This is a genomic window from Rhodopseudomonas palustris (assembly GCF_007005445.1).
Lineage (GTDB): Bacteria > Pseudomonadota > Alphaproteobacteria > Rhizobiales > Xanthobacteraceae > Rhodopseudomonas > Rhodopseudomonas palustris_G.
This window is the reverse complement of the sequence record NZ_CP041387.1, coordinates 4,044,536-4,065,088: the sequence shown is the minus strand read 5'-3', so window position 1 is coordinate 4,065,088 and position 20,553 is coordinate 4,044,536. Positions and strand designations below refer to the sequence as shown.

The following is a 20,553-nucleotide window of genomic DNA, read 5'->3' as shown; positions in this document are numbered from 1 at the left end:
AAAGAGTAGGCGGCGATAGTTGCTTTTGCATACGATCTTCGATCGCATCCTCTCCATTGGTCCGAAAGCAAAATTTCTGCTGGCGCGGGCTCGTTGTATACTATCATATACAACGATAGCGGAGCGCAGAGGTGTCTGCCCGCCGCTCGTGCTCACTCGACAGCGGAGCGCCGCCAGACTGCGGCGATGGGCCGATGACCTTCGACTCTCAATGCGATCTGGCTGCTCTGGTCTATGAGCGCGGCGAGGACCCGGATCGGGTGCTAGGCGAATTCGCCGCCGATCTCAATTCGCGGGGATACCGCGCAGTCGGTCTGGTCCAGATCGGGCCGCGCGGGGACGACACCCGCGGGCTGTCCGCACGGCTTGTGCATTCCGGCGAGCAAGTGACGTTGTATCAGGATCTCGGGCCGCTGGCGCAGGGTTGCCGGCTCGATCCCGGGCGGCTGCTGGATGCGGGCGCGCGCGTGGCGGGCGCGATGGCCGGCGGCGCCGATCTGCTGATCATCAATCGGTTCGGCCAGCAGGAAAGCGAAGGCAAAGGGCTGTTGCACCTGATTGTCGAGGCGCTCAGCGCCGACATCCCGCTGGTGATCGCGGTGCCGAGCCATCGCTTCGACGCCTGGATCAGGTTCGCCGACGGCATGAGCGTGCGGCTACGCTGCGATCGGCGTGCGCTCGATCTCTGGTGGGAGAAGCTGCACGGCCGCGGCTTGCGGCGCGGAGCCCGCCCCCCTGTCAGCGTCTGCGAGGCGCTGAAATGAGAGGCGGGCGCGACGTGATGTCGCTGTGGTCGCCCCTGGAGGCGTCAGTCGACGGCGACCAGGACGTCCGAAGCCTTGATCACCGCCACCGCCGCCTGACCCTTGGCGAGCTTCAGTTCATCGGCGGATTCGTTGGTGATCGAAGCCGTTACGATCGCGCCGCCGCCGATGTCGATGCGGACATGCGAAGTGGTCGCACCCTTCACGACGTCGACGATGGTGCCCTTGAGCTGATTGCGGGCGCTGATTTTCATAGCTGTGGTCTCCTTAGTTGAGGTTGGCCGGATCAGTTTTACCGTTATATAGTTCTGACACATGACGACTAGCTCGACGAAATGACGAGGGCGTTTGGAATGTCGATCGAGGCCACTGTCACGCTGAAGACGAAGGAGATCTCCGGAGTCGGGCGCGACCGTATTCGGCTACTCCAGGCCGTCGCCCGCGAGGGCAGCATCACGGCTGGCGCGAAGGCGGCGGGCCTCAGCTACAAGGCGGCCTGGGATGCGCTCGACGCGATGACCAACCTGTTCGGTCGTCCGCTGCTGGAAACCCGCACCGGCGGCAAGGCCGGCGGCGGCGCCCAGCTCACGCCGACCGGCATCAAGGTGATCGAAGCGTTCGGGCGGCTCGAAGCCGAGATGACCCGGGTGTTCCGCAACCTCGAACCCGAACTCGCCGGCAGCGGCATCACCCCGATCAATCTCGTCTCCGGATTCTTCATGAAGACCAGCGCCCGCAACGCCCTCCGCGGCGTCATCTCGGACATCAAGGCCGATACGCTCAGCGCCGAAGTCGCCGTAACGGTGTCGCCCGACACTACGATCTATGCACTTCTGACCGCAGAGAGCGTGCGTAGCCTCGGCCTCGTGGTCGGCCGCGAAGCGATCGTGCTGATCAAGGCGCCGTTCGTGATGATCGCGCCCGGTCACCAGCCGCCCCTGGTGTCGGCGCGCAATTGCGTGTGCGGCATCGTCCGCCGCGCCGACGTCTCGGCCGTCAATGCCGAGATCGTGCTCGACATCGGAGGCGACAAGACGCTCGCGGCCTCGGTCACCGCGCGCAGCGCCGGCGACCTCAAGCTGGCCCCCGGTGATCCGGCCTGCGCGGTGTTCGACGCTGCGCACGTCATCGTCGCCATCGACTGAGCGCGCGCATGATCTATCCGGCATCATTGCGAGGAGGCGAAGCCGACGACGTCGCGAAGCGCCGATCCGGGTGTTCGCAATGAAGAAAACCAATTGAGCAACTAATAGGAGTCATCCCTTGAAGACCATCGTCACTCTCAGGCTCGCCCTGTTCGGCGCAGCTTTCGCCGCCGGCCTCGCATCTACCCCGGCGTTCGCCGATTCCGCCAAGGTGGCGGTCGCCGCGAACTTCACCGAGCCGGTGAAGGAGATCGCCGCTGCGTTCAAGGCCAAGACCGGCCACGAGCTGGTGCTGTCGTTCGGCGCCAGCGGCCAGTTCTACACCCAGATCACCCAGGACGCGCCGTTCGAAGTGTTCCTGTCGGCGGATTCGGCGCGGCCGAAGAAGCTCGCCGACGAAGGCTTCGGCGTGAAGGACACCGTGTTCACCTATGCGGTCGGCAAGCTGGTGCTGTGGAGCAAGTCGCCGGGCGTGGTGAAGGGCGAAGAAACCCTCAAGCAGGCGACGATCGCCAAGGTGTCGATCTGCAATCCCACCGCCGCGCCCTACGGCGCCGCCGCGGTCGAGACCATGCAGGCGCTGAAGCTGTACGACGAGCTGAAGCCGAAGCTGGTCGAAGGCGCCAACATCACCCAGGCCTATCAGTTCGTGCAGACCGGTAACGCCGAGATCGGCTTCGTGGCGCTGTCGCAGGTGATCAATGACAAGGACGGCTCGCGCTGGATGGTGCCGCAGAATCTGTACAAGCCGATTACCCAGGACGCGGTGCTGCTGAAGAAGGGCGAAAACAGCGCCGCCGCCAAGGCGTTCCTCGACTTCCTCAAGGGCCCGGAGTCGCGCGCGATCATCGAGAAGTTCGGCTACGAAGTCACCACGCCGAAGGCGAGCTGACGTTCGCAATGCGCTCTCTCCCGTCATTGCGAGCGCAGCGAAGCAATCCAGCTCCAAGCACGGGGCTGGATTGCTTCGTCGCTTCGCTCCTCGCAATGACGGTTGGATAGGCCATGACCAATCTTCCCCCCGACATCTGGCAGCCGGTGTGGCTCACCATCGAGCTGGCGGCGATCACCACGGTGATCCTGCTGATCGTCGGAACGCCGATCGCATGGTGGCTGGCGCGCTCCAAGGTGTGGTGGAAGGAAGGCGTCGCCGCGGTGGTGGCGCTGCCGTTGGTGCTGCCGCCGACCGTGCTCGGCTTCTATCTGTTGGTTTTGATGGGGCCGGACGGGCCGGGCGGCGCGCTGGCGTCGCTGTGGGGCGGCCGCACCCTGGCGTTCACTTTCGGCGGTCTGGTGTTCGGCTCGGTGATCTATTCGATGCCGTTCGTGGTGCAGCCGATCCGCAACGCGTTCGATGCGATCGGCGATCGTCCGCTCGAAGTCGCCGCGACGCTGCGGGCCTCGCCGCTGAAGGCGTTCTGGACGGTGGCGGTGCCGCTGGCCCGGCCGGGCTTTCTGGCCGGTGCGGTGCTCGGCTTCGCCCACACCGTCGGAGAGTTCGGTATCGTGCTGATGATCGGCGGCAACATCCCGGGCAGCACCAAGGTGCTGTCGGTGGCGATCTACGATTACGTCGAGACTTCGCAGTGGCGCGAGGCCAACATCCTGGCCGGCGGTATGGCGGCGTTTGCCTTCGTGGTGATCCTCACCATGATGATGCTGGAAAAGCGAACCGCACGGATCAGAGGATGAGGGTGCTGTCACCTCCCAGCATTCGGGCGGCGTTTCACGGCCAGCTCGGCGGCTTCACGCTGGATGCCGCCTTCACGGTGCCGGCCACCGGAATCACCGGACTGTTCGGGCCGTCCGGCTGCGGCAAATCCAGCGTGCTGCGCTGTCTGGCCGGGCTGCAGCATCTGCCCGGCAGTCGCTGCGAAGTCGGCGGCGAAGTGTGGCAGGACGACGCGACGTTCCTGAAGCCGCATCACCGGCCGATCGGCTACGTGTTTCAGGAAGCCAGCCTGTTTCAGCATCTGTCTGTCAAGGCCAATCTGCTCTACGGCGCGCCGCCGGAATTCGGCAAAGCTCACGTCGGCGCGGTCGGCTTCGACGAGGTGATCGAGCTGCTCGGCCTGGCGAAGCTGCTCGAACGGTCGCCGCGCAATCTGTCCGGCGGCGAGCGCCAGCGCGTCGCGATCGGGCGGGCGCTGCTGTCGCAGCCGAAACTGCTGCTGATGGACGAACCGCTGTCGGCGCTCGATCGGCTGACCAAGGACGAGATCCTGCCGTTCCTGGAGCGGCTGCACGCACGGCTGTCGCTGCCGGTGATCTATGTCAGCCACGACATCACTGAAATCGAACGGCTCGCCGATCATCTGGTGCTGATGCAGTCCGGCAAGGTCATGGCGGTCGGCCCGCTCACCGAGCTGCAGAGCGATCCGAAGCTGCCGCTGGCGGTCGCGCGCGATGCTGCGGTGAATTTCGACGCCGCGGTCGAGAGCTACGACACCGACTACGGCTTGGTGACGCTGCGGATCGCGGGCGCGCGGCTGCTGGTGCCGTCGCCGCCGGTCTCGCTCGGCGAAAGACGGCGGGTGCGGATCGCAGCCAGCGACGTCAGCCTGGCGCGCCAACCGCCGCAGGCAAGCTCGATCCTCAATGCGGTCGCGGCGCGGATCGTGGACACCTCGCCGATCGGCGGCAATGAAATGCTGGTGGTGTTGATGCTCGGCCGGGACGGCGACGGCGGCCGGTTACTGGCCCGGCTGAGCCGGCGGTCGTGGGACCAGTTGCGGCTCGCCGCAGGCGTCGATGTCTATGCCCAGATCAAGGGCGTTGCGCTCGCGCCGGGGCGCGACGGCCACGCGTAGTCGGCGGCGATGACGTGCCGCGAGCCGGCACGAACTTCGCATTCTTTCTTACGATCGCTGCAAAGGCGGCGCTGGAAACTACGCGACTACCAGTCGTGTCGGGTCAGCGACCACGTGCGTCCGCATCCCCTGAAGGAGAATCGACAATGTCGTTCGAAAGTAATCAATCGATGCCGATCGCGGCGCTGCGCGGCGGACCGGGCACGCCGGCCGCCGACGTGCTGACGGCGTTCGCGCTGCGCCGCAAGGCCGAAGGCGTCGATGTCGTCGGCGTGGTCGTGCCGCTGGAAGACAGCGGCCATCACGGCCATGGCGGCGGCCATGAAGGCTGCGAATGCCGCAGCGAGCTGATCGATATCGCCACCGGCGATCGCTATTCGATGCACCAGGATCTGGGCTCGGGGTCGCAGGCCTGCAATCTCAACTCGTCGTCGCTGGCGCTGGCCGCGGGCGCGGTCGAGCGGGCGGTGGCACGCAAGCCGGCGCTGGTGGTGCTGAGCCGGTTCGGCGGCCAGGAGGCGGTGCGCGGCGGGCTGATGTCGGCGTTCCAGGCGGCGATCGCGGCCGGCGTGCCGGTGGCCTGCGTGGTGACGCCGAAGGCCGAAGACGTCTGGAACGACTTCGCCCAGGGGCTGTCGGTGTCGCTGCCGCCGGAGGCGGAGGCGCTGGAAGCGTGGTGGCGCGATCACGCCCGGGGACGGAACGCGGCGTGATCCGACCGGATCGCGCCCGCCTGGGCGCGATACCAGGTTTCGAACAGGCTGGACGCGTAGGCGCCCTCGTAGCGCCCGGTGAGGTAGGCGGCTGCCGTCTCCAGGCTCTTGCGGCCGGTCCAGGTCGCCGGGTATCCGGATCCGCCGAGCGCGCCCCGCGGGGTCGCGGTCATCCGGATCGCCTCGGCGACGGCGCCGGGATCGCGCGCTCTGCCCGCCCGGTACAGCACGCCCAACAGCACCGCAGCCACCCCCGCCACCATCCCCGCCGCAACATTCGGGCTGCTTCGCTGTACGATCCTTCCCTCCAGGGCGGCGCCCGTCACGCTGGTGCCGGGAATGGCGATTCCAATGTCACCGAGGTCGCGGCACTGGCCGCCGAGGAGCTGGCCGACGCTGTCGAGGGCTGCGACCGGCAGCAAGTTCGAGGTGCCGCAACGGCGCAGCAGCGTGGTGCAGCCCTGGCTGCCGGCGCTGGTGACGATCAGCGCTTTGCGGGCATTACACTTGGCGACTGCGTCCGCCAGAGCGGGGCCCGGATACCAAGGGCGTTCGAACGATCCGTCACCAATCAAGATGATGTCGGCGCCATGATCCAGTGCCCGAGCGATTGCGTCGGCAAGATCGGCTTGTCTGCACGCCTGCCGACCACTGCTGAAGATCGGCGCCAGCAAACCGCTGCACATCGGTGCGATGCCCTCGACGGACCGGCAAGGCTGCCCGAAAAGGAGACTGGCCAAATGGGTGGCTTGCGCGCTCGCGGGGGCGTCTTCGCCGGCGCGCTGGGCTGCTGCGGAGTTGAGGGGCTTGAGGGGCGCGCCGATGAAACAGTCATGGGTGCGGTCGACCAATCCGTCGAGCAGCGCCACGGTAACATCGCGCTCGCCGCCGCCGAACGCGAACAGAAGCTCCTGGTGGAGCTCGCTTCCAGACACGCCAACCATAACCCCGCCCGCATCTTCCGTCAGCCACATGCGATGCGTTCGCATGTCGTTGCCTGCACTGCCCGTTGCAACTGACGGTTTATGCCTCGTTATTTCTCGATTTTTCAATCGGTCAAGAGGCATCTCGCATAATCCCTTATTGGGTCTGGTTCCGCTCCCTTATCGATGGGTCTCCAGCGTGAAAATGGCGTGATAGCACCGTGAAAAGTGCTATTTTGAGCGCAGCGACAGGAAGGACACGGGATGACGGCGGCGGCACATTCGGAGCGATATGCGCTTCGGCTGCTCGGCCCCTTCGAGTTCACCGCGCCGGGCGGGCGCCGGATCGAGATCACCAGCAAGAAGGGCATTGCCGTTGTCGCAATGCTCGCTTTGTCGCGTGATGGCGCGCGGACCCGCGGCTGGCTGCAGGATCGGCTGTGGGGCAGCCGGCGCAAGGCCGAAGCCGCCGGCAGTCTGCGCCGCGAGCTGTCGAATCTGCGCAAGCTGCTGAACGCGGACGCCGCCGAGCTCTTGCTCAGCGATCGTGATCGTGTGCGCCTGCGGACCGATTTGATCGACATCGACCTGTTTGCCGCGCGCCCGGGCCGGGCGGTCGGAGAACTGCTGGAAGGCCTCGAAATTCCAAGTGAGCGAGGCTTCGGCGAATGGCTGCGTGAACAGCGCGGCGCGCTGGTGCCGCCTGCCAACGACATCTCGGCGGTGGCAGGTGGCGGAACGACGCTCCCGACCCATATCGTCGACACTTCGGCGCCGCCGGTAGGGTTTGCAGGCCGGCCGGCGATCGCGGTGCTGCCGTTCGCCAACGCCACCGGAGACGAAACGCTGGACTACGTCGCCGAAGGCATCGGCGAGGAGCTGATCGTCGGGCTATCGCGGATCCGCTGGCTGCCGGTGATCTCGCGCAATTCCAGCTTTTCATTCAGTGAGAGCGACGATCGCAAACTGATCGGCCAGCGCCTCGGCGCGCAGTACCTCGTCGACGGCCGGCTGTATCGCGCCTATCAATCCTATGGCGTGTCGGCGTCGCTGGCCGAGGCGGTGACCGGCTATTCGCTGTGGTCGCGACGATTCACGCTGCAATCGCCGGCAGCGCGCGACGAGCTCGAGCAGTTCGTCAATGAACTGGTGGCGCAGCTCGAAAGCCGGATCGAACACGCCGAGCAGATCCGCATCCGCGGCAAGCGACAGGATCGGCTCGGCGTTTCCGATCTGATCTGGCGTGGGCGCTGGCATCTCAACCGGCTGACGCGCGCCGATTCCGAGATGGCGCAGAAGCTGTTTGCCGAAGCGCTGGCGCTCGATCCGGATTCGCCCGAAGCGCTGATTCAGGCGACGGCGGCACTGGCCTGGTCGATCTGGGCCGGACGCCAGCCGCAGGATCAGATCCTGCGGATGCGCAAGCTGGCGCAACAGGCGATGCTGGCCGATCCCGACGACGGCCGTGGCTTCATGCTCGCTGGGATCGCCGAGATGTGGCTGCGGCATCCGCTCGAAGCGAAGGGCCTGCTGAAGCAGGCGATCGCGCTCACGCCGAGTCTGGCGCTGGCGCACGCTCAACTCGGCGGCTGCTTCAATCTCGCAGGTCAGCCCGATCAGGCGATCGTGCACCTCAAGACCGCGCTGCGGCTGTCGTCGAACGATCCCAACATTTTCTATTCGCTGGGCGAACTGGCGCTCGCCTATACCCAGCTCGGGCAGTGGCCCGACGCGATCGAGCACGCCACGCTGGCACTGGCGCGCCGCCCGGCCTATTGGTACGCGCACGTTCTCAAGGTCAACGCGTTGGCGCGGATTGGCCAGCTCGATGCCGCGCGCCTCGCCTGCGACGAGTTCGTCGCCGCCACGCCGCATTTCTCCAAACGCTTTCTGGATTGGCTGCCGTTCGTCGACCGCACCTGGATCGACCACCTCGTCGGAGGGCTGAAGATGGTGCCCGGTCGGCCGCAGGATTGGCCGGAGCGGGACAGTCAGGAAACCGCCGCTTAGGATCAGTCGAATCGGGCGTCGCTATCGGATGCGCGGCCAACGGTCCGGCTTCCCCCGTCAGATCTGCTGTGCGACCTGTTCCAGGCCCATGGTGCGGGCGAGCTTGCGTACTTCCTGCTTCTGGTCCTCGCGGAGCTGGAACAGCAACGGCATCGCGGCGAATTTGAGCTGCTGCACTTCGGCGCTGTCGGGATCGATCGGCGGCGCGCCATCGCCGCGGCCGCGCGACGCCGCATGCAGCTTGCGGCCGATCGCGCGGAGCGCCTGCTCCACCGACGGCCAATAGTATTCTTGCGACGACGACAAATTGAGCCGGGTTTTGATCTGCGCAATTTGGCCGTCGCTGAGCAGGGCTTCCTTCGCGGCAGGCTTTGGCTTCGGCTTCTGAACCGGCGTGGTGGCAATCACCGGTGGCAGCTTGGTCACCGGTTTTGCCGCCGAGCTCGGTCCCGACGGGGACGCCTCGGGAATCGCCGCGACCGGTGGTTCGTCGGTCGCATAGGCGAGCCGCACAGGCCCGGTCGTCGTCGTGGTGTCCGCAGCATCGGCTTCGGAAAGCGCTGTCGCTCGATCGGTGGCCTCGAAGTCGGCGGCCTCGAAGTCGCCGAGCTCGGGCTCGCTCGCAGCGAGCTGTGGCCGGGCTATGCCGAGCTTGTCGGCCTTGACATCGCGATTGGCGACCGGGCGCTCGATCGCAGCGGCACCGGCAGAGCCCGCCGCCGGGACGCTGGCGCGGGATAGAATGCTGGCCGCAGACGCGCTCGCCAGGAGCACACACGCCAGCGCAGAAAGGGTGATGGCCTTGGTCAAGCTGGTCTCCGTCGGCGACGAACGGCTGCTGGTATCGCGCAAGAATGCAGACGAAATATGGCTGTTAGTGGTAACTATAGTCGGTTCCTCGGGGCGTTCGGTTCCGCGCCCAAGGCCGCACGTTCAGGCTGTCTGTTCAGGCCGCCGCGTACATCTGTATCTCGGCCAGCTCGTAGGCTTCCTGGATGTCGGCGATGATCTCGGAGGCTTCCCACAGTGCGTCGGGCGCGACCGACTGGATACTAATCGTCCAGTTGCCGCCTTTGCGGGTGCGCGGCGTCGCGACGATCTCGAACCGGACGTCGCGGCACAGCGGATTGCGCTGCAGCGCGCGAGCGACCCGGATGCGGAGTTCCTGGAGAGTCGCGGAAGTCTTTTCGACATGCAGCATGGCGACGTCCACTTCGGCTGTGGTGTGCGCCTACGATGCAGGGGCGGTCGTCGAGAGAGCCCCGCGTCGCGGCGGCCCTATTGATGTGCCGAGGATGGTTAATGGGGTATTAAGCGGCTCCCGCGTCTCGACCGCCAGGTACAAATACGTGGAGTGATCCCTGCTATCCACAGCCCCGAGCTCTCCGGCTCAGCGCTGCTCGACCACCAGATTCTGGATCGCGCGACCGAAATAGCCGTGCACATCCGCCAGCTTCGACGACGCGATGCCGGCACCGTCGGGCCCCAACCACATTTCGGAATTCAGCAGCACCCAGTCGCCGACCGGCTGCCGCGCGAAGAACACGTTGAGGTCGGCGTTGATGAAGGTCCAGTGTTTGAAGTCGAGGATCGACGATGTGGCGTTGCTGAAGTCTGCGGCGACCACTGCGCGCATCGCCTGCGATGTCGGCTGCCCTTCGACAAGCGCGCGGTCGGCGCGATACCAGGTTGCGCCGGGACCAATCTCACCGAAGCCGCCATAGACCTTGCGCAGCGACATTCCACCGACGAACGGATTGCGGGTGAAGCCTGGGTCGAGCACCGGGCAATCGTCGGGATGCGGTACGTCGAGCGGCGGGTGCTCGATATCGTCGGGCAGATCGGGCGGGGTGATGCGAATCTTCAGCACCGTGGCGCCGACCACGACGACGCCCTTCGACAGCAGCCGCACGGCGCAGAGCTGGATCTTGCGGCCCTCGCGCAGCACCTCGGTCTGGTAGGTCAGCGGTCCCACCGGCACCGGACGCAACAGATCGACGGTGACGCGCGCGATCTGCATCGGCGATGGCGTTGGGACCTGCTCGGCCAGATAGGTCACGAGCGCCGACGGCGGCGAGCCGTGCTGCATCGTCGGATCCCACGGCCCGGCCGCGTTCGGACTGGTTTCGATATCGGTGCCGTCGATACGGTAAATGGAGTCCATGAGGCGGCGTCCAGAAATTGAGCTGACGAGATCGGAGCGTTCCCCCTCATTGCGAGCGAAGCAAAGCAATCCAGGGCCGGCGCACGGAGCTGGATTGCTTCGTCGTTGCACTCCTCGCAATGACCGGGTGAGCAGAGGAGACGACGGTTATCGCCTCACAGCGGCGGGTCGATCGCCTCGTCGTATTCCTTCTTGAAGCGGGCAATCAGTTCGCCGGCGGGCAGCACTTCGTTGATGCTGCCGATGCCCTGGCCTGCGCCCCAGATCTCCTTCCACGCCTTCGGTTTGGCGCGTTCTCCGGCTTCGTCGGTGCCGAAGTTCATCTTCGACGGATCGGATTGTTCGAGGTTGTCCGGGTCCATCCCCGCCGCGACGATCGACGGCTTCAGATAGTTGCCGTGCACGCCGGTGAACAGGTTCGAGTACACGATGTCGTCGGCGCCGGAGGTGGTAATCATCTCCTTGTAGCGCTCGACCGCGTTGGCTTCCTTGGTGGCGATGAAGGCCGAGCCGATATAGGCGAAGTCGGCCCCGAGCACGCGGGCGGCACGGATCGCGCGGCCATTGGCGATCGCGCCCGACAGGGCGATCGGACCATTGTACCAGGCGCACGTCTCGGTGACGAAGGCGAACGGCGATTGCGTACCAGCATGGCCGCCGGCGCCCGCCGCGACCAGGATCAGGCCGTCGGCGCCTTTCTCGACAGCCTTGTGGGCGAACTTCTGATTGATGACGTCGTGGAAGACGATGCCTCCCCAATTGTGCGCGGCCTGGTTCAGCTCCTCGCGGGCACCGAGCGAGGTGATCAGCATCGGCACCTTGTGCTTTTCACACAGCGCGAGGTCGGCATCGAGCCGGTTGTTGGATTTGTGCACGATCTGGTTGACGGCGAACGGCGCCGACGGACGCTCCGGATGAGCCTTGTCGTAGGCGGCGAGTTCTTCCCTGATCTGGTGCAGCCATTCGTCGAGCAGCGCGGCCGGGCGCGCATTCAGCGCCGGAAACGACCCGACCACGCCGGCCTTGCATTGTGCGATCACCAGCTCGGGACCCGAGATGATGAACAGCGGTGAGCCGATCACCGGAACCGACAGGCGGCCCTTGAACAATGCAGGCATGGGCATTCGAGTTTCTCCTTGTTTGTTGTGTTTGGCGGCGCGGCCGCGGCGACACAAAAGCAAGCGAGGAACCGGCCTGCAAGCTACGATTTGCCGAATTCGCAGCGTTTCGACGCAAGCGTGCGTTTCGTCGCAGGAATCGGGCGCCGCCTATTGGCACCATGCCCGTGTGACGAAATTTTCGGTGCGGCAATCGCCCGGCTCGCGCGGCCGTCCGGGGATCAGCACCTTAGCCGAGCACTTCTCTGTGGAATCGACGCCGAGGCTGTTGCCGAGGCGATAGCCCTTTGATCGGCACAGGATGTCGGCGGCCGCTTGGCAGTTTGGTCCGCTGCCAGGGACCACCGGACAGACCTGATGCCCGCTGACCATCGCCGGCACCATTGGCGAGGATTGTGTTGGGGGCGGTGTCGGCGAAGCCGAGGGCGCGGAAGCTGAAGGCGGCGGAAGTGATGGCGGCCCTGCTTGCGGCGGCGAACCTGGCGGACTCTGCTGGGGCGCCGGACTGGCGGGCGCCGGCTGCGGCGAGTCTTTGTTGTCGCTTCCAAACGATGGCAGCAGCGAGGTCGACGGCAGGAGCGACGAGGGAGCCTTCAGGAGCTTTTGGATTTCGTCGACCAGACCGGGATTGTCCGACTGCGACGGAGGAGACGGTGGCGCCCGGTCGGCTGGCGGCGCCGCGGAAAGCTGCGCCGCTGCGGGCGCGCTGGCGAGGGTCGCGAGCAGCACCGCGGCTGCGGCAACGCAGATGCATCGCGCCGCCAGACGCCGGCGCAACATGCGGTTCAATACAAGCATGTCCCAGCCTACGCCGATGTGCCGGCGGAGAGAAGACGGGTCACCGGAACCGTTGCTAGACCAGCTTGAGAGCGACCACGAAGCCGAGCACCAGCACGACCGCGCCGATCGTCACCCACAGGCCGAGCCGCTTTTCGATCTGCTCTCGGATCACCACGCCGTAGCGGTTCAGCACGATGGCCACGACGAAGAACCGGCCGCCGCGAGCGATGATCGAGAACAGGATGAACGACCAGATGTCGTAGCCGGCGAAACCGGAGGTGATCGTCACCAGCTTGTAGGGGATCGGTGTCAGGCCCTTGAGCAGGATGATCCAGGCGCCCCATTGCGCATAGCCGGCGCGAAAGGCCTCGACCTTGTCGCCGTAGCCATAGAGCTGGATCAGCCAATGGCCGACCGAATCGTACAGCACGGCGCCGATCAGATAGCCGACCACGCCGCCCGCGACCGAGGTGATGGTGCACAGCCCGGCGTAAAACCATGCCCGTTCCGGCCGTGCCAGCGACATCGGAATCAGCATGACGTCCGGCGGGATCGGGAAGAACGAACTCTCCGCGAAGGAGACCATTCCGAGGATCCACAGAGCGTAGGGCTTGTGGGCGGCGTCGATGCACCAGTCGTAGATTTTGCGCAGCATGACGCGCGATCAACCACTCCATCGACCGTTTGTCCATGGCGCAAAAAGCACAGATGCTGGAGAACGGTTTTAGCGGCGCTTGCGCACCGCCTGCTGGGCGACGGGACGGCGGGGCGGGCGGGCGATCGGCGGCTTGGCGATCTCGACCCGCGACTTCGGCAGCTTCTCGGCGATGCCGAGCAGATTCTCCCGGCGCCGCATTTCGTCCCAGACGTCCTCGGGGCGGACGCCGGCCGAAGCCCACAGCACCGTGAGATTGTACAGCAGATCCGCGCTTTCGCGGATCACTGCCTCGCGATTGCCGTTGACGGCGTCGATCACCACTTCGATCGCCTCTTCGGCCAGTTTCTTGGCCATCTTGCCGGAGCCGCGCTGAAACAGCCGAGCCGTTCGCGACGTCGCAGGATCGAGATCCCGCGCCGCCAGCACGGCCTGATACAGGCGCTCGAGCGAATCAGTCATTGAAACAGCCTAGTTCAAATCGATGTCAGACGTGTAAACGCAACTCGGCTGCGCCGTCCCTCTTTAGAAGGGACGGCGGCGTCATCGGTCTGCGTCAAGTCTGCTCAGTAGCCGTAATAGTACGGTCGTGGGCCGTAGGGTGCGCCATATAACGTGGCCCCCCATAGTAACCCGGCCCGCCATAGTAGGCCGGACCTGGGCCATAGTAATAGCGGTAGCGGCTCTCATAGGCGTCGCGCCTGGCCTGAGCAGCGGCGATTGCGCCGATGGTGCCGACAATCCCGACAAAGGCCGCGGCAGCGGCCGCATTGCCACTGTTTCCGCCGCGCCGGACATGGCGACGCTTCTTGGCGGCACTGAAGTCGGTGAGCGGTTCGGCCACGGGGAAGGCGGTCTGCAATTTGGTGGGAGTCGCGGCCAAGGCCGCCGCGGGCTGCAGCGTCGGGACCGCCATCGCGACGGCAACCAGAATCGCAACGGCACGGCCGCCCAACGGCAACAGGGATTTGCGCTTGTGCATCGTCATCCTCCGCCTGACGGGTTGTCTGGTCGATCGGCGAGACAACCGCTGCCATTCAACTAAGGTTCCGCCTCGGAAACACAAGGGTCGGCGGCTCGCTGCGGCGCAGGGATGCTCGCGCGGAAAAAGCAAATGGCCGGGGTGGGCCCGGCCATTCGGTCGCGAGGAAGCCGACAGGGCGGCAGCGGAATCAGCCCTTGGCGAGATGCTGATCGAGATCGTGCAGCACCTGGTAGCACGGCAGCACCTGGGCGACGCTGGCATTGGGTTCACGGCCTTCGCGGATCGCGGCGAAGAACTCGCGGTCCTGCAGCTCGATGCCGTTCATCGAGACGTCGACCTTGGAGACGTCGATCTTCTCTTCCTTGCCGTTCACCAGATCGTCGTAGCGGGCGATGTAGGTGCCGTTGTCGCAGATGTAGCGGAAGAAGGTGCCGAGCGGCCCGTCGTTGTTGAACGACAGCGACAGCGTGCAGATCGCACCGTTTTCTGCCTTGAGCTGGATCGACATGTCCATCGCGATGCCGAGATCGGGATGGATCGGGCCCTGCACGGCGTTGGCCTTCACGATCTTTGATCCGGCCTGATAGGCGAACAGATCGACGGTGTGGGCGGCGTGGTGCCACAGCAGGTGGTCGGTCCAGCTCCGCGGCTGGCCGAGGGCGTTCATGTTGGTGCGGCGGAAGAAGTAGGTCTGCACATCCATCTGCTGGACGTTCAGCTCGCCGGCCTTGATCTTGTTGTGCACGTATTGATGGCTCGGATTGAACCGCCGGGTGTGGCCGCACATCGCCACCAGCCCGGTCTGCTTCTGCAGATCGACCACCGCCTGCGCGTCAGCCAGCGAATCCGCCAGCGGGATTTCGACCTGGACGTGCTTGCCGGCGCGCAAACAGTCGATGCCCTGCTGCGCATGCATCTGGGTCGGCGTGCAGAGGATGACGGCATCGACCTCTTTGATCGCCAGCGCGTCGGACAGTTCGGTCGAGACGTGCTCGATGCCGTACTTCTTGGCGACTTCCTGGGTCGGCTCCAGCCGGCGGCCGATCAGCGACACCACCTCGACGCCGTCGATGTTCTTGATGCCGTCGAGATGCTTGATGCCGAACGCACCCGCTCCCGCGAGGGCGACCTTGATCGTCTTTGCCATGTCAGGCGTTCTCCAGAATGAGGTGGCCGACCGCAGTGTTGCTGGCCGGGACGTGGTAGAAACGGTGGGCGACCTTGGGTTTGGGGCCGCCGGCGACATCGCTCATCGCGCCGCGCGCGATCAGCCACATCACCAGCTCGATGCCTTCGGAGCCAGCCTCGCGGACGTAGTCGATATGCGGCTTCTTCGACAGCCCATCGGGGTCATTGATCAGCAGATCGAGGAAGGCGTTGTCCCATTCGCGGTTGATCAGGCCGGCGCGCGGCCCCTGGAGTTGGTGACTCATGCCGCCAGTGCCCCAGATCTGCACGTTGATGTCTTCGTCGTAGGACCGGATGGCGCGGCCGATCGCCTGGCCGAGCATGTAGCAGCGCCGGCCCGACGGCACCGGATATTGCACGACGTTGACGGCGAACGGGATCACCGGGCAGGGCCAGGCCTGCGGCTCGCCGCACATCAGGCTGAGCGGGACGGTGAGGCCGTGGTCGACGTCCATCTTGTTGACGATGGTGAGATCGAAATCGTCCTGGATCACCGACTGGGCAATATGCGCGGCGAGCCGCGGATGGCCGATCACCTTCGGCACCGGGCGCGGCCCCCAGCCTTCGTCAGCCGGTTGATATTCCGTCGCGGTGCCGATCGCGAAGGTCGGGATCAGGTCGAGGCTGAAGGCGGTGGCGTGATCGTTGAACACCAGGAAGATCACGTCGGGCTTCTGATCCTTGAGCCACTCTTTGGAGAACTCGTAACCCTTGAACACCGGCTTCCAGTAGTCTTCGCCGGTCTTCTGCATGTCGATCGCGGCGCCGATGGCCGGGACGTGCGAGGTGTAAACGCTGGCGGTGATGCGGGCCATTACTTCTTCTCCCCGACGTAGCGGTTGCCGTCGATCGGACGGCCGCCGCCGACCATCATGTTGCGATATTCCTCTTCGGTCATCCCGGTCATCGAGCCGGCCATCTGCTGGAAGCTCTTGCCGTCGGTCGCGCCGATCTTGGCGAGGAAATAGATGTTGCCGCCGAGCGCGATGCAGCGGTTGAGATCGCGATCGAGCACCGCCTGTTTCTGCTCCTCGGTCATCGGCCACTCGTCGAGATAGGCGCGCTCGTCCGCCTTGAAGCGGGTGCGGTTCTCGGCCTTCATCAGCGACATACAAAACTGGTTCAGATGATAGCCCTGGCGCGACATGTCGGCATCGAAGATCGTGGTGCCGGGCACATCCTTGTAGGGTTTTTCGAGGGGCATGGCGGGGTCTCCTCTGTGTTCCATGTTATTAGCTCGTCATGGCCGGGCTTGTCCCGGCCATCCACGTTCTTGTTGCGGAGCGTCCGCTTTCGTGGATGCCCGGGACAAGCGCGGGCATGACGGTGTTACTTCTCCTCCGGCCAGTATAGCCGCATCGGGTTGTCGACCAGTAGTTTGCGTTGAAGTTCCGGCGTGGTCGCGATGTGCGGGATGAAGTCGACCAGCAGGCCGTCGTCGGGCATGTGGTCCTTCAGGTTCGGATGCGGCCAGTCGGTTCCCCACAGCACGCGATCCGGGAAGGTCTCGACGATGCGGCGGGCGAACGGCACCACGTCGCGATAGGCGTTCTGTTGGCCGTGCAAAGCCGGCGGGCCGGACACCGACAGTCGCTCCGGGCAGCTCACCTTCGACCAGACGTTATGGTGCTCGCGCATGAAACGGACGAACAGCTCGAACTCCGGACCGTCGACCGGCTTGGTGACGTCCGGCCGCCCCATGTGATCAACCACCACAATGGTCGGCAGCGCGGTGAAGAAGTCCCACAGTTCCGGCAGGTCGATCGCCTCGAAATAGATCACGACATGCCAGCCGAACTGCTTGATCCGCTCGGCGATCTCGATCAGTTCGTCCTTCGGGGTGAAGTCGACCAGCCTTTTCACGAAGTTGAAGCGCACGCCGCGCACGCCAGCATCATGCATCGATTTCAATTCGTCGTCGGTGGCGCTGCGGCGAACCGTCGCGACACCGCGGGCCTTGCCGTTCGAATGGATCAACGCGTCGACCATCGCCCGGTTATCGGCGCCGTGGCAGGTCGCCTGCACCACGACGTTGCGGGAAAAGCCAAGATGGTCGCGCAGCGCATAGAGTTGTTGCTTCGACGCATCGCACGGCGTGTATTTGCGCTCCGGCGCGAACGGAAACTCGTCGCCCGGCCCGAACACATGGCAATGCGCGTCCACTGCGCCCGCCGGCACCTTGAAGGTCGGCTTCGAGGGGCCTTGGTACCAGTCCAGCCATCCCGGGGTCTTTTCGAATTTCATTCCGTTACTCGTCTCAATAAGCGTCGGTTCGAGTCAGCGCTATTCAAGTGAGCGCTCGTTGAAGTCATTGTGTGTTCAGCCTCGGCCTCTCATCTCCCCTCCCCCTTGCGGGGAGGGGTCGGGGGTGGGGGTCCACGAGCACTGCGACTCGTGGACCCCCACCCCGGCCTCCGCTTCGCTCGGCCGACCCTCCCCGCAAGGGGGAGGGGGACCAGGAGCGCTTCGGTTAATTAGTAAGACCGCTTCGCCGCCAATCCTGCGGAATTACGTCTTCGTCTCGTTCTTCGCCTTCGCCAGAATCCGATCAGCCTCGATCCGCCAGTCGCTACTTCGCGCGAACGCCTTATCCCCGCGCGCACCAAACAGACCTTCATCCGCCAGATCCGCCACCCAGGCCTGCCGCTCTGCGGTGCCCTGCGCCGACCACGGCGTCAGGCCGGCCTCGCGCACTGTCTCGGCGACCTCGCGGACTTCCTCGGCGCGGCGGCGTCCGTGTTCGATGACGCGCTGGAAGAAGTAGGCACCCTGCTTCTCCCAATCGATCTGCGGAAACGTCTCGGCAAGCGAAGCGATCACCGCGTCCTCGACGCCGTAGGCGCGGGCGGTGGTGAAGCTCTCGATCACCATGGCCTCCAGCCCCTTGATCATGATGCTGCGGCACATCTTGGTCGCCGAGGCGACGCCGAGTTGGTCGCTCGCCGGCGTGGCGGCGAAGCCGAGCGCGCCCAGCAGCGGCGCCAGTTCGGCCGCATGCGCGCCGCCGAGCAGCAGCGGCACCTTGATCCGATAGGGCGGCACCGAGGTCATCACTGCGCCTTCGACGTAGCGGCCCTGTTCGCCGTCGATCAGCGCCGCTGCGCGCTGCTTGGCGCCGGGCGACGCCGAGTTGAAGTCGAGAAACCAGGTGCCTTGATTGAGCGCCGCCGCGCAGGCTTCAGCGACCGCCACCGTTTGGCTCGCCGTCACGGCGGAGATCAGGAAGTCGGTGCGCGCCGCCAGATCGGCGTGCGACGTCGTCAGCGTCACGCCGTGGCGGCTGGCATGCTCGCGCAGCGGCCCGCCGCGGTCGTCGGCGAGCTTGACGTCATAGGCCGCGACCTTGACGCCCTGGGCGCGCAGATCCTCGGCGAGAATCTTGCCGACCTCGCCATAGCCGACGATCCCGATGCGCCACTGTTTCGGATCGCTGCTCATCAGTCGATGTACTTCAGGCCGGCTTGTTCCAGCGGTTCGCGCATTTTGTACATGTCGAGGCCGAGCACGCCCGACGCCAGCTTGGCGCGCTTGTCGGCTTCGTTGGCCTCGCGGGCTTCGGCGGCGTCAGCCGCCATCTGCGCGACCGCGGCCGGCACCACCACGACGCCGTCGTCATCGGCGATCACCACATCGCCCGGCGTGACATGCGCGCCGGCGCAAACCACCGGAATGTTGACCGAGCCGAGCGTCGCCTTGACGGTGCCCTTGGCGTGGATCGCCTTCGACCAAACCGGGAATTTCATTTCGGTGAGATCGCGGACGTCGCGCACGCCGGCGTCGATGATCAGGCCGAGCGCGCCGCGGGCGCGGAAGCTGGTGGCCAGCAGGTCGCCGAAGAAGCCGTCGGTCGAATCCGCCGTGCAGGCCGCGACCACGACGTCGCCGGGCTGAATCTGTTCGGCGACGACGTGCATCATCCAGTTGTCGCCCGGCTGCAGCAGCACGGTGACGGCGGTGCCGCAGATATGCGCGCCGGAATAGATCGGGCGCATGTACGGTGCCATCAGGCCGACGCGGCCCATCGCCTCGTGCACGGTAGCGACGCCGAAGCGCGACAGCTTCGTGGTCGCCGCCTTGTCGGCGCGGCCGATGTTGCGCTTGACGATGCCGAGATCGTTCATCCGCATGGTCATTGTTACTTACCCTTCGCCTTGAGCGCGGCATCGAGCCGCGGATAGACGCGGCGGGCGTTGCCTTCGTAGATCTGCTGCTTCTCTTCCGGCGTCAGAATGGTCGACGCCTCGATGTAGCGCTTGGTGTCGTCGTAATAGAAGCCGGTCCGCGGATCGATGCCGCGCACCGCGCCGATCATCTCCGAGGCGAACAGCACGTTGTCGACCGGAATCACGGTGTTGAGGAGGTCGATGCCCGGCTGGTGATACACGCAGGTGTCGAAGAAGATGTTGTTGAGGACATGGTCCTCGAGCAGCGGCTTCTTCATCTCCTGCGCCAGGCCGCGGAAACGGCCCCAGTGATACGGCACCGCGCCGCCGCCGTGCGGAATGATGAATTTCAGCTCCGGGAAATCCTTGAACAGGTCGCCGGCGACGCACTGCATGAAGGCGGTGGTGTCGGCGTTGAGATAATGCGCGCCGGTGGTGTGGAAGCAGGCGTTGCAACTTGTGGAGACGTGGATCATCGCCGGGATCTGCAGCTCGACCATCTTCTCGTAGATCGGATACCAGACACGGTCGGTCAGCGGCGGCGAGGTCCAGTGCCCGCCCGACGGATCGGGATTGAGGTTGATGGCGACGAAGCCGTACTCCTTGACGCACTTTTCAAGCTCGGGAATGCAGGTCTTCGGGTCCACGCCCGGCGACTGCGGCAGCATCGCGGCGCCGATGAAGTTGTCGGGGAAGAGTTGCGAGACGCGGTAGCACAGCTCGTTGCAGATCGCCGCCCAGGTCGACGAGACGTTGAAGTCGCCGATGTGGTGCGCCATGAACGAGGCGCGCGGCGAGAACACCGTCAGGTCGCTGCCGCGCTCCTGCATCTTCTTGAGCTGGTTGTCTATGATCGAGGCGCGCAGCTCGTCGTCCGAAATCTTCAGCTCGGACACTTTCGGCATCACGGACGGATCCTTGATGCCGGCGATCTGCCGGTTGCGCCAATCCTCCAGCGCCTTCGGCGCGGTGGTGTAGTGGCCGTGAATGTCGATGATCATCGGGTGTCCTAACTGCTTGTTCTTCGTCATTGCCGGGCTTGACCCGGCAATCCATCGCTCTTCTGAAGATGGATGCGCGGGTCAAGCCCGCGCATGACGCCTGTTGTTTATGCCCCGCTCGCTAACTCAGCGAG

23 protein-coding genes are annotated in these 20,553 nt (G+C 65.3%); 7 read left to right on the top strand and 16 right to left on the bottom strand.

The features are described from left to right. Positions 1-194: 194 nt before the first annotated feature. Positions 195-764, top strand: coding sequence for a DUF2478 domain-containing protein (locus FLL57_RS18700; RefSeq protein WP_013504528.1), 570 nt, complete (start codon positions 195-197; stop codon positions 762-764). A 44-nt stretch (positions 765-808) separates the two neighbouring features. Here the strand turns inward: FLL57_RS18700 and FLL57_RS18695 are convergent, their stop codons facing one another. Beyond that, the gene (locus FLL57_RS18695) at positions 809-1,018 is read right to left on the bottom strand and encodes a TOBE domain-containing protein (RefSeq protein WP_013504527.1); all 210 of its coding nucleotides are present in this window, start codon (positions 1,016-1,018) and stop codon (positions 809-811) included. A 99-nt stretch (positions 1,019-1,117) separates the two neighbouring features. Here FLL57_RS18695 and FLL57_RS18690 point away from each other — a divergent pair, with 99 nt between their 5' ends. From FLL57_RS18690 to FLL57_RS18670, 5 genes are all read left to right on the top strand, one after another. Next, positions 1,118-1,909, top strand: a complete 792-nt coding sequence (locus FLL57_RS18690; protein WP_013504526.1) for a TOBE domain-containing protein — start codon at positions 1,118-1,120, stop codon at positions 1,907-1,909. Positions 1,910-2,027: 118 nt separating this feature from the next. After that, a complete protein-coding gene (modA, locus tag FLL57_RS18685) occupies positions 2,028-2,801 on the top strand; it encodes a molybdate ABC transporter substrate-binding protein (protein ID WP_047308878.1) in 774 nt (257 codons plus the stop codon). 113 nt (positions 2,802-2,914) lie between these two features. Then, complete coding sequence (modB, locus tag FLL57_RS18680) at positions 2,915-3,601, top strand: molybdate ABC transporter permease subunit (RefSeq protein ID WP_047308885.1); 687 nt, start codon at positions 2,915-2,917, stop codon at positions 3,599-3,601. Next, positions 3,598-4,719 carry a molybdenum ABC transporter ATP-binding protein gene (gene modC / locus FLL57_RS18675; RefSeq protein ID WP_047308886.1) on the top strand — a complete coding sequence of 374 codons (1,122 nt, stop codon included), beginning with the start codon at positions 3,598-3,600 and terminating at the stop codon, positions 4,717-4,719. The genes modB and modC overlap by 4 nt, the downstream gene beginning before the upstream one ends. A 146-nt stretch (positions 4,720-4,865) precedes the next feature. Beyond that, on the top strand, positions 4,866-5,432 hold the full coding sequence (locus FLL57_RS18670; protein ID WP_047308887.1) for a DUF2478 domain-containing protein: 567 nt from the start codon (positions 4,866-4,868) through the stop codon (positions 5,430-5,432). Here the strand turns inward: FLL57_RS18670 and FLL57_RS18665 are convergent. Continuing rightward, complete coding sequence (locus tag FLL57_RS18665) at positions 5,405-6,406, bottom strand: S8 family serine peptidase (RefSeq protein ID WP_234713362.1); 1,002 nt, start codon at positions 6,404-6,406, stop codon at positions 5,405-5,407. The genes FLL57_RS18670 and FLL57_RS18665 overlap by 28 nt on opposite strands. 213 nt (positions 6,407-6,619) lie before the next feature. Here FLL57_RS18665 and FLL57_RS18660 point away from each other — a divergent pair, with 213 nt between their 5' ends. After that, positions 6,620-8,365: a tetratricopeptide repeat protein gene (locus FLL57_RS18660; protein WP_013504520.1), complete on the top strand. Its 1,746-nt coding sequence runs from the start codon at positions 6,620-6,622 to the stop codon at positions 8,363-8,365. Positions 8,366-8,422: 57 nt separating this feature from the next. Here the strand turns inward: FLL57_RS18660 and FLL57_RS18655 are convergent, their stop codons facing one another. The 14 genes from FLL57_RS18655 to FLL57_RS18585 form a co-directional block, all read right to left on the bottom strand. Next, the gene (locus FLL57_RS18655) at positions 8,423-9,175 is read right to left on the bottom strand and encodes a hypothetical protein (protein ID WP_142883666.1); all 753 of its coding nucleotides are present in this window, start codon (positions 9,173-9,175) and stop codon (positions 8,423-8,425) included. A gap of 136 nt (positions 9,176-9,311) precedes the next feature. After that, positions 9,312-9,566 carry a hypothetical protein gene (locus tag FLL57_RS18650; protein ID WP_013504518.1) on the bottom strand — a complete coding sequence of 85 codons (255 nt, stop codon included), beginning with the start codon at positions 9,564-9,566 and terminating at the stop codon, positions 9,312-9,314. A 189-nt stretch (positions 9,567-9,755) separates the two neighbouring features. Then, complete coding sequence (locus FLL57_RS18645; RefSeq protein WP_142883665.1) at positions 9,756-10,529, bottom strand: thioesterase family protein; 774 nt, start codon at positions 10,527-10,529, stop codon at positions 9,756-9,758. Positions 10,530-10,684: 155 nt separating this feature from the next. Beyond that, a complete protein-coding gene (locus FLL57_RS18640) occupies positions 10,685-11,653 on the bottom strand; it encodes an NAD(P)H-dependent flavin oxidoreductase (RefSeq protein ID WP_142883664.1) in 969 nt (322 codons plus the stop codon). A gap of 847 nt (positions 11,654-12,500) precedes the next feature. Further along, positions 12,501-13,082, bottom strand: coding sequence for a YqaA family protein (locus FLL57_RS18630; protein ID WP_013504514.1), 582 nt, complete (start codon positions 13,080-13,082; stop codon positions 12,501-12,503). A gap of 69 nt (positions 13,083-13,151) precedes the next feature. Further along, complete coding sequence (hisE, locus tag FLL57_RS18625; RefSeq protein ID WP_047308892.1) at positions 13,152-13,544, bottom strand: phosphoribosyl-ATP diphosphatase; 393 nt, start codon at positions 13,542-13,544, stop codon at positions 13,152-13,154. A gap of 94 nt (positions 13,545-13,638) precedes the next feature. Then, positions 13,639-14,064 carry a hypothetical protein gene (locus FLL57_RS18620; protein WP_235677168.1) on the bottom strand — a complete coding sequence of 142 codons (426 nt, stop codon included), beginning with the start codon at positions 14,062-14,064 and terminating at the stop codon, positions 13,639-13,641. Positions 14,065-14,254: 190 nt separating this feature from the next. Then, complete coding sequence (locus tag FLL57_RS18615) at positions 14,255-15,214, bottom strand: Gfo/Idh/MocA family oxidoreductase (protein WP_142883663.1); 960 nt, start codon at positions 15,212-15,214, stop codon at positions 14,255-14,257. Between the two features lies 1 nt (position 15,215). Then, positions 15,216-16,070 carry a class III extradiol dioxygenase subunit beta gene (locus tag FLL57_RS18610; protein WP_142883662.1) on the bottom strand — a complete coding sequence of 285 codons (855 nt, stop codon included), beginning with the start codon at positions 16,068-16,070 and terminating at the stop codon, positions 15,216-15,218. Beyond that, positions 16,070-16,459 carry a protocatechuate 4,5-dioxygenase subunit alpha gene (gene ligA / locus FLL57_RS18605; RefSeq protein ID WP_142883661.1) on the bottom strand — a complete coding sequence of 130 codons (390 nt, stop codon included), beginning with the start codon at positions 16,457-16,459 and terminating at the stop codon, positions 16,070-16,072. The genes FLL57_RS18610 and ligA overlap by 1 nt, the downstream gene beginning before the upstream one ends. 125 nt (positions 16,460-16,584) lie before the next feature. Next, entirely contained in the window at positions 16,585-17,499 is a 915-nt protein-coding gene (locus FLL57_RS18600; protein ID WP_142883660.1) for an amidohydrolase family protein, read from the bottom strand. A gap of 264 nt (positions 17,500-17,763) precedes the next feature. After that, positions 17,764-18,693, bottom strand: coding sequence for a DUF1932 domain-containing protein (locus tag FLL57_RS18595; RefSeq protein WP_142883659.1), 930 nt, complete (start codon positions 18,691-18,693; stop codon positions 17,764-17,766). Continuing rightward, positions 18,693-19,388, bottom strand: a complete 696-nt coding sequence (gene ligK / locus FLL57_RS18590) for a 4-carboxy-4-hydroxy-2-oxoadipate aldolase/oxaloacetate decarboxylase (protein ID WP_142883658.1) — start codon at positions 19,386-19,388, stop codon at positions 18,693-18,695. Before ligK ends, FLL57_RS18595 begins: the two co-directional genes overlap by 1 nt. Positions 19,389-19,390: 2 nt before the next feature. Next, complete coding sequence (locus tag FLL57_RS18585) at positions 19,391-20,419, bottom strand: amidohydrolase family protein (protein ID WP_142883657.1); 1,029 nt, start codon at positions 20,417-20,419, stop codon at positions 19,391-19,393. Positions 20,420-20,553 lie beyond the last annotated feature (134 nt).

Excerpts from the sequence above, each read along its gene's own strand:
- FLL57_RS18700 (WP_013504528.1), top strand. The coding sequence starts at position 195 with ATGACCTTCGACTCTCAATGCGATCTGGCTGCTCTGGTCTATGAGCGC.
- FLL57_RS18695 (WP_013504527.1), bottom strand. The coding sequence starts at position 1,018 with ATGAAAATCAGCGCCCGCAATCAGCTCAAGGGCACCATCGTCGACGTC.
- FLL57_RS18690 (WP_013504526.1), top strand. The coding sequence starts at position 1,118 with ATGTCGATCGAGGCCACTGTCACGCTGAAGACGAAGGAGATCTCCGGA.
- modB (WP_047308885.1), top strand. The coding sequence starts at position 2,915 with ATGACCAATCTTCCCCCCGACATCTGGCAGCCGGTGTGGCTCACCATC.
- modC (WP_047308886.1), top strand. The coding sequence starts at position 3,598 with ATGAGGGTGCTGTCACCTCCCAGCATTCGGGCGGCGTTTCACGGCCAG.
- FLL57_RS18670 (WP_047308887.1), top strand. The coding sequence starts at position 4,866 with ATGTCGTTCGAAAGTAATCAATCGATGCCGATCGCGGCGCTGCGCGGC.
- FLL57_RS18665 (WP_234713362.1), bottom strand. The coding sequence starts at position 6,406 with ATGTGGCTGACGGAAGATGCGGGCGGGGTTATGGTTGGCGTGTCTGGA.
- FLL57_RS18660 (WP_013504520.1), top strand. The coding sequence starts at position 6,620 with ATGACGGCGGCGGCACATTCGGAGCGATATGCGCTTCGGCTGCTCGGC.
- FLL57_RS18650 (WP_013504518.1), bottom strand. The coding sequence starts at position 9,566 with ATGCTGCATGTCGAAAAGACTTCCGCGACTCTCCAGGAACTCCGCATC.
- FLL57_RS18645 (WP_142883665.1), bottom strand. The coding sequence starts at position 10,529 with ATGGACTCCATTTACCGTATCGACGGCACCGATATCGAAACCAGTCCG.
- FLL57_RS18640 (WP_142883664.1), bottom strand. The coding sequence starts at position 11,653 with ATGCCCATGCCTGCATTGTTCAAGGGCCGCCTGTCGGTTCCGGTGATC.
- FLL57_RS18630 (WP_013504514.1), bottom strand. The coding sequence starts at position 13,082 with ATGCTGCGCAAAATCTACGACTGGTGCATCGACGCCGCCCACAAGCCC.
- hisE (WP_047308892.1), bottom strand. The coding sequence starts at position 13,544 with ATGACTGATTCGCTCGAGCGCCTGTATCAGGCCGTGCTGGCGGCGCGG.
- FLL57_RS18620 (WP_235677168.1), bottom strand. The coding sequence starts at position 14,064 with ATGCACAAGCGCAAATCCCTGTTGCCGTTGGGCGGCCGTGCCGTTGCG.
- FLL57_RS18615 (WP_142883663.1), bottom strand. The coding sequence starts at position 15,214 with ATGGCAAAGACGATCAAGGTCGCCCTCGCGGGAGCGGGTGCGTTCGGC.
- FLL57_RS18610 (WP_142883662.1), bottom strand. The coding sequence starts at position 16,070 with ATGGCCCGCATCACCGCCAGCGTTTACACCTCGCACGTCCCGGCCATC.
- ligA (WP_142883661.1), bottom strand. The coding sequence starts at position 16,459 with ATGCCCCTCGAAAAACCCTACAAGGATGTGCCCGGCACCACGATCTTC.
- FLL57_RS18600 (WP_142883660.1), bottom strand. The coding sequence starts at position 17,499 with ATGAAATTCGAAAAGACCCCGGGATGGCTGGACTGGTACCAAGGCCCC.
- FLL57_RS18595 (WP_142883659.1), bottom strand. The coding sequence starts at position 18,693 with ATGAGCAGCGATCCGAAACAGTGGCGCATCGGGATCGTCGGCTATGGC.
- ligK (WP_142883658.1), bottom strand. The coding sequence starts at position 19,388 with ATGACCATGCGGATGAACGATCTCGGCATCGTCAAGCGCAACATCGGC.
- FLL57_RS18585 (WP_142883657.1), bottom strand. The coding sequence starts at position 20,419 with ATGATCATCGACATTCACGGCCACTACACCACCGCGCCGAAGGCGCTG.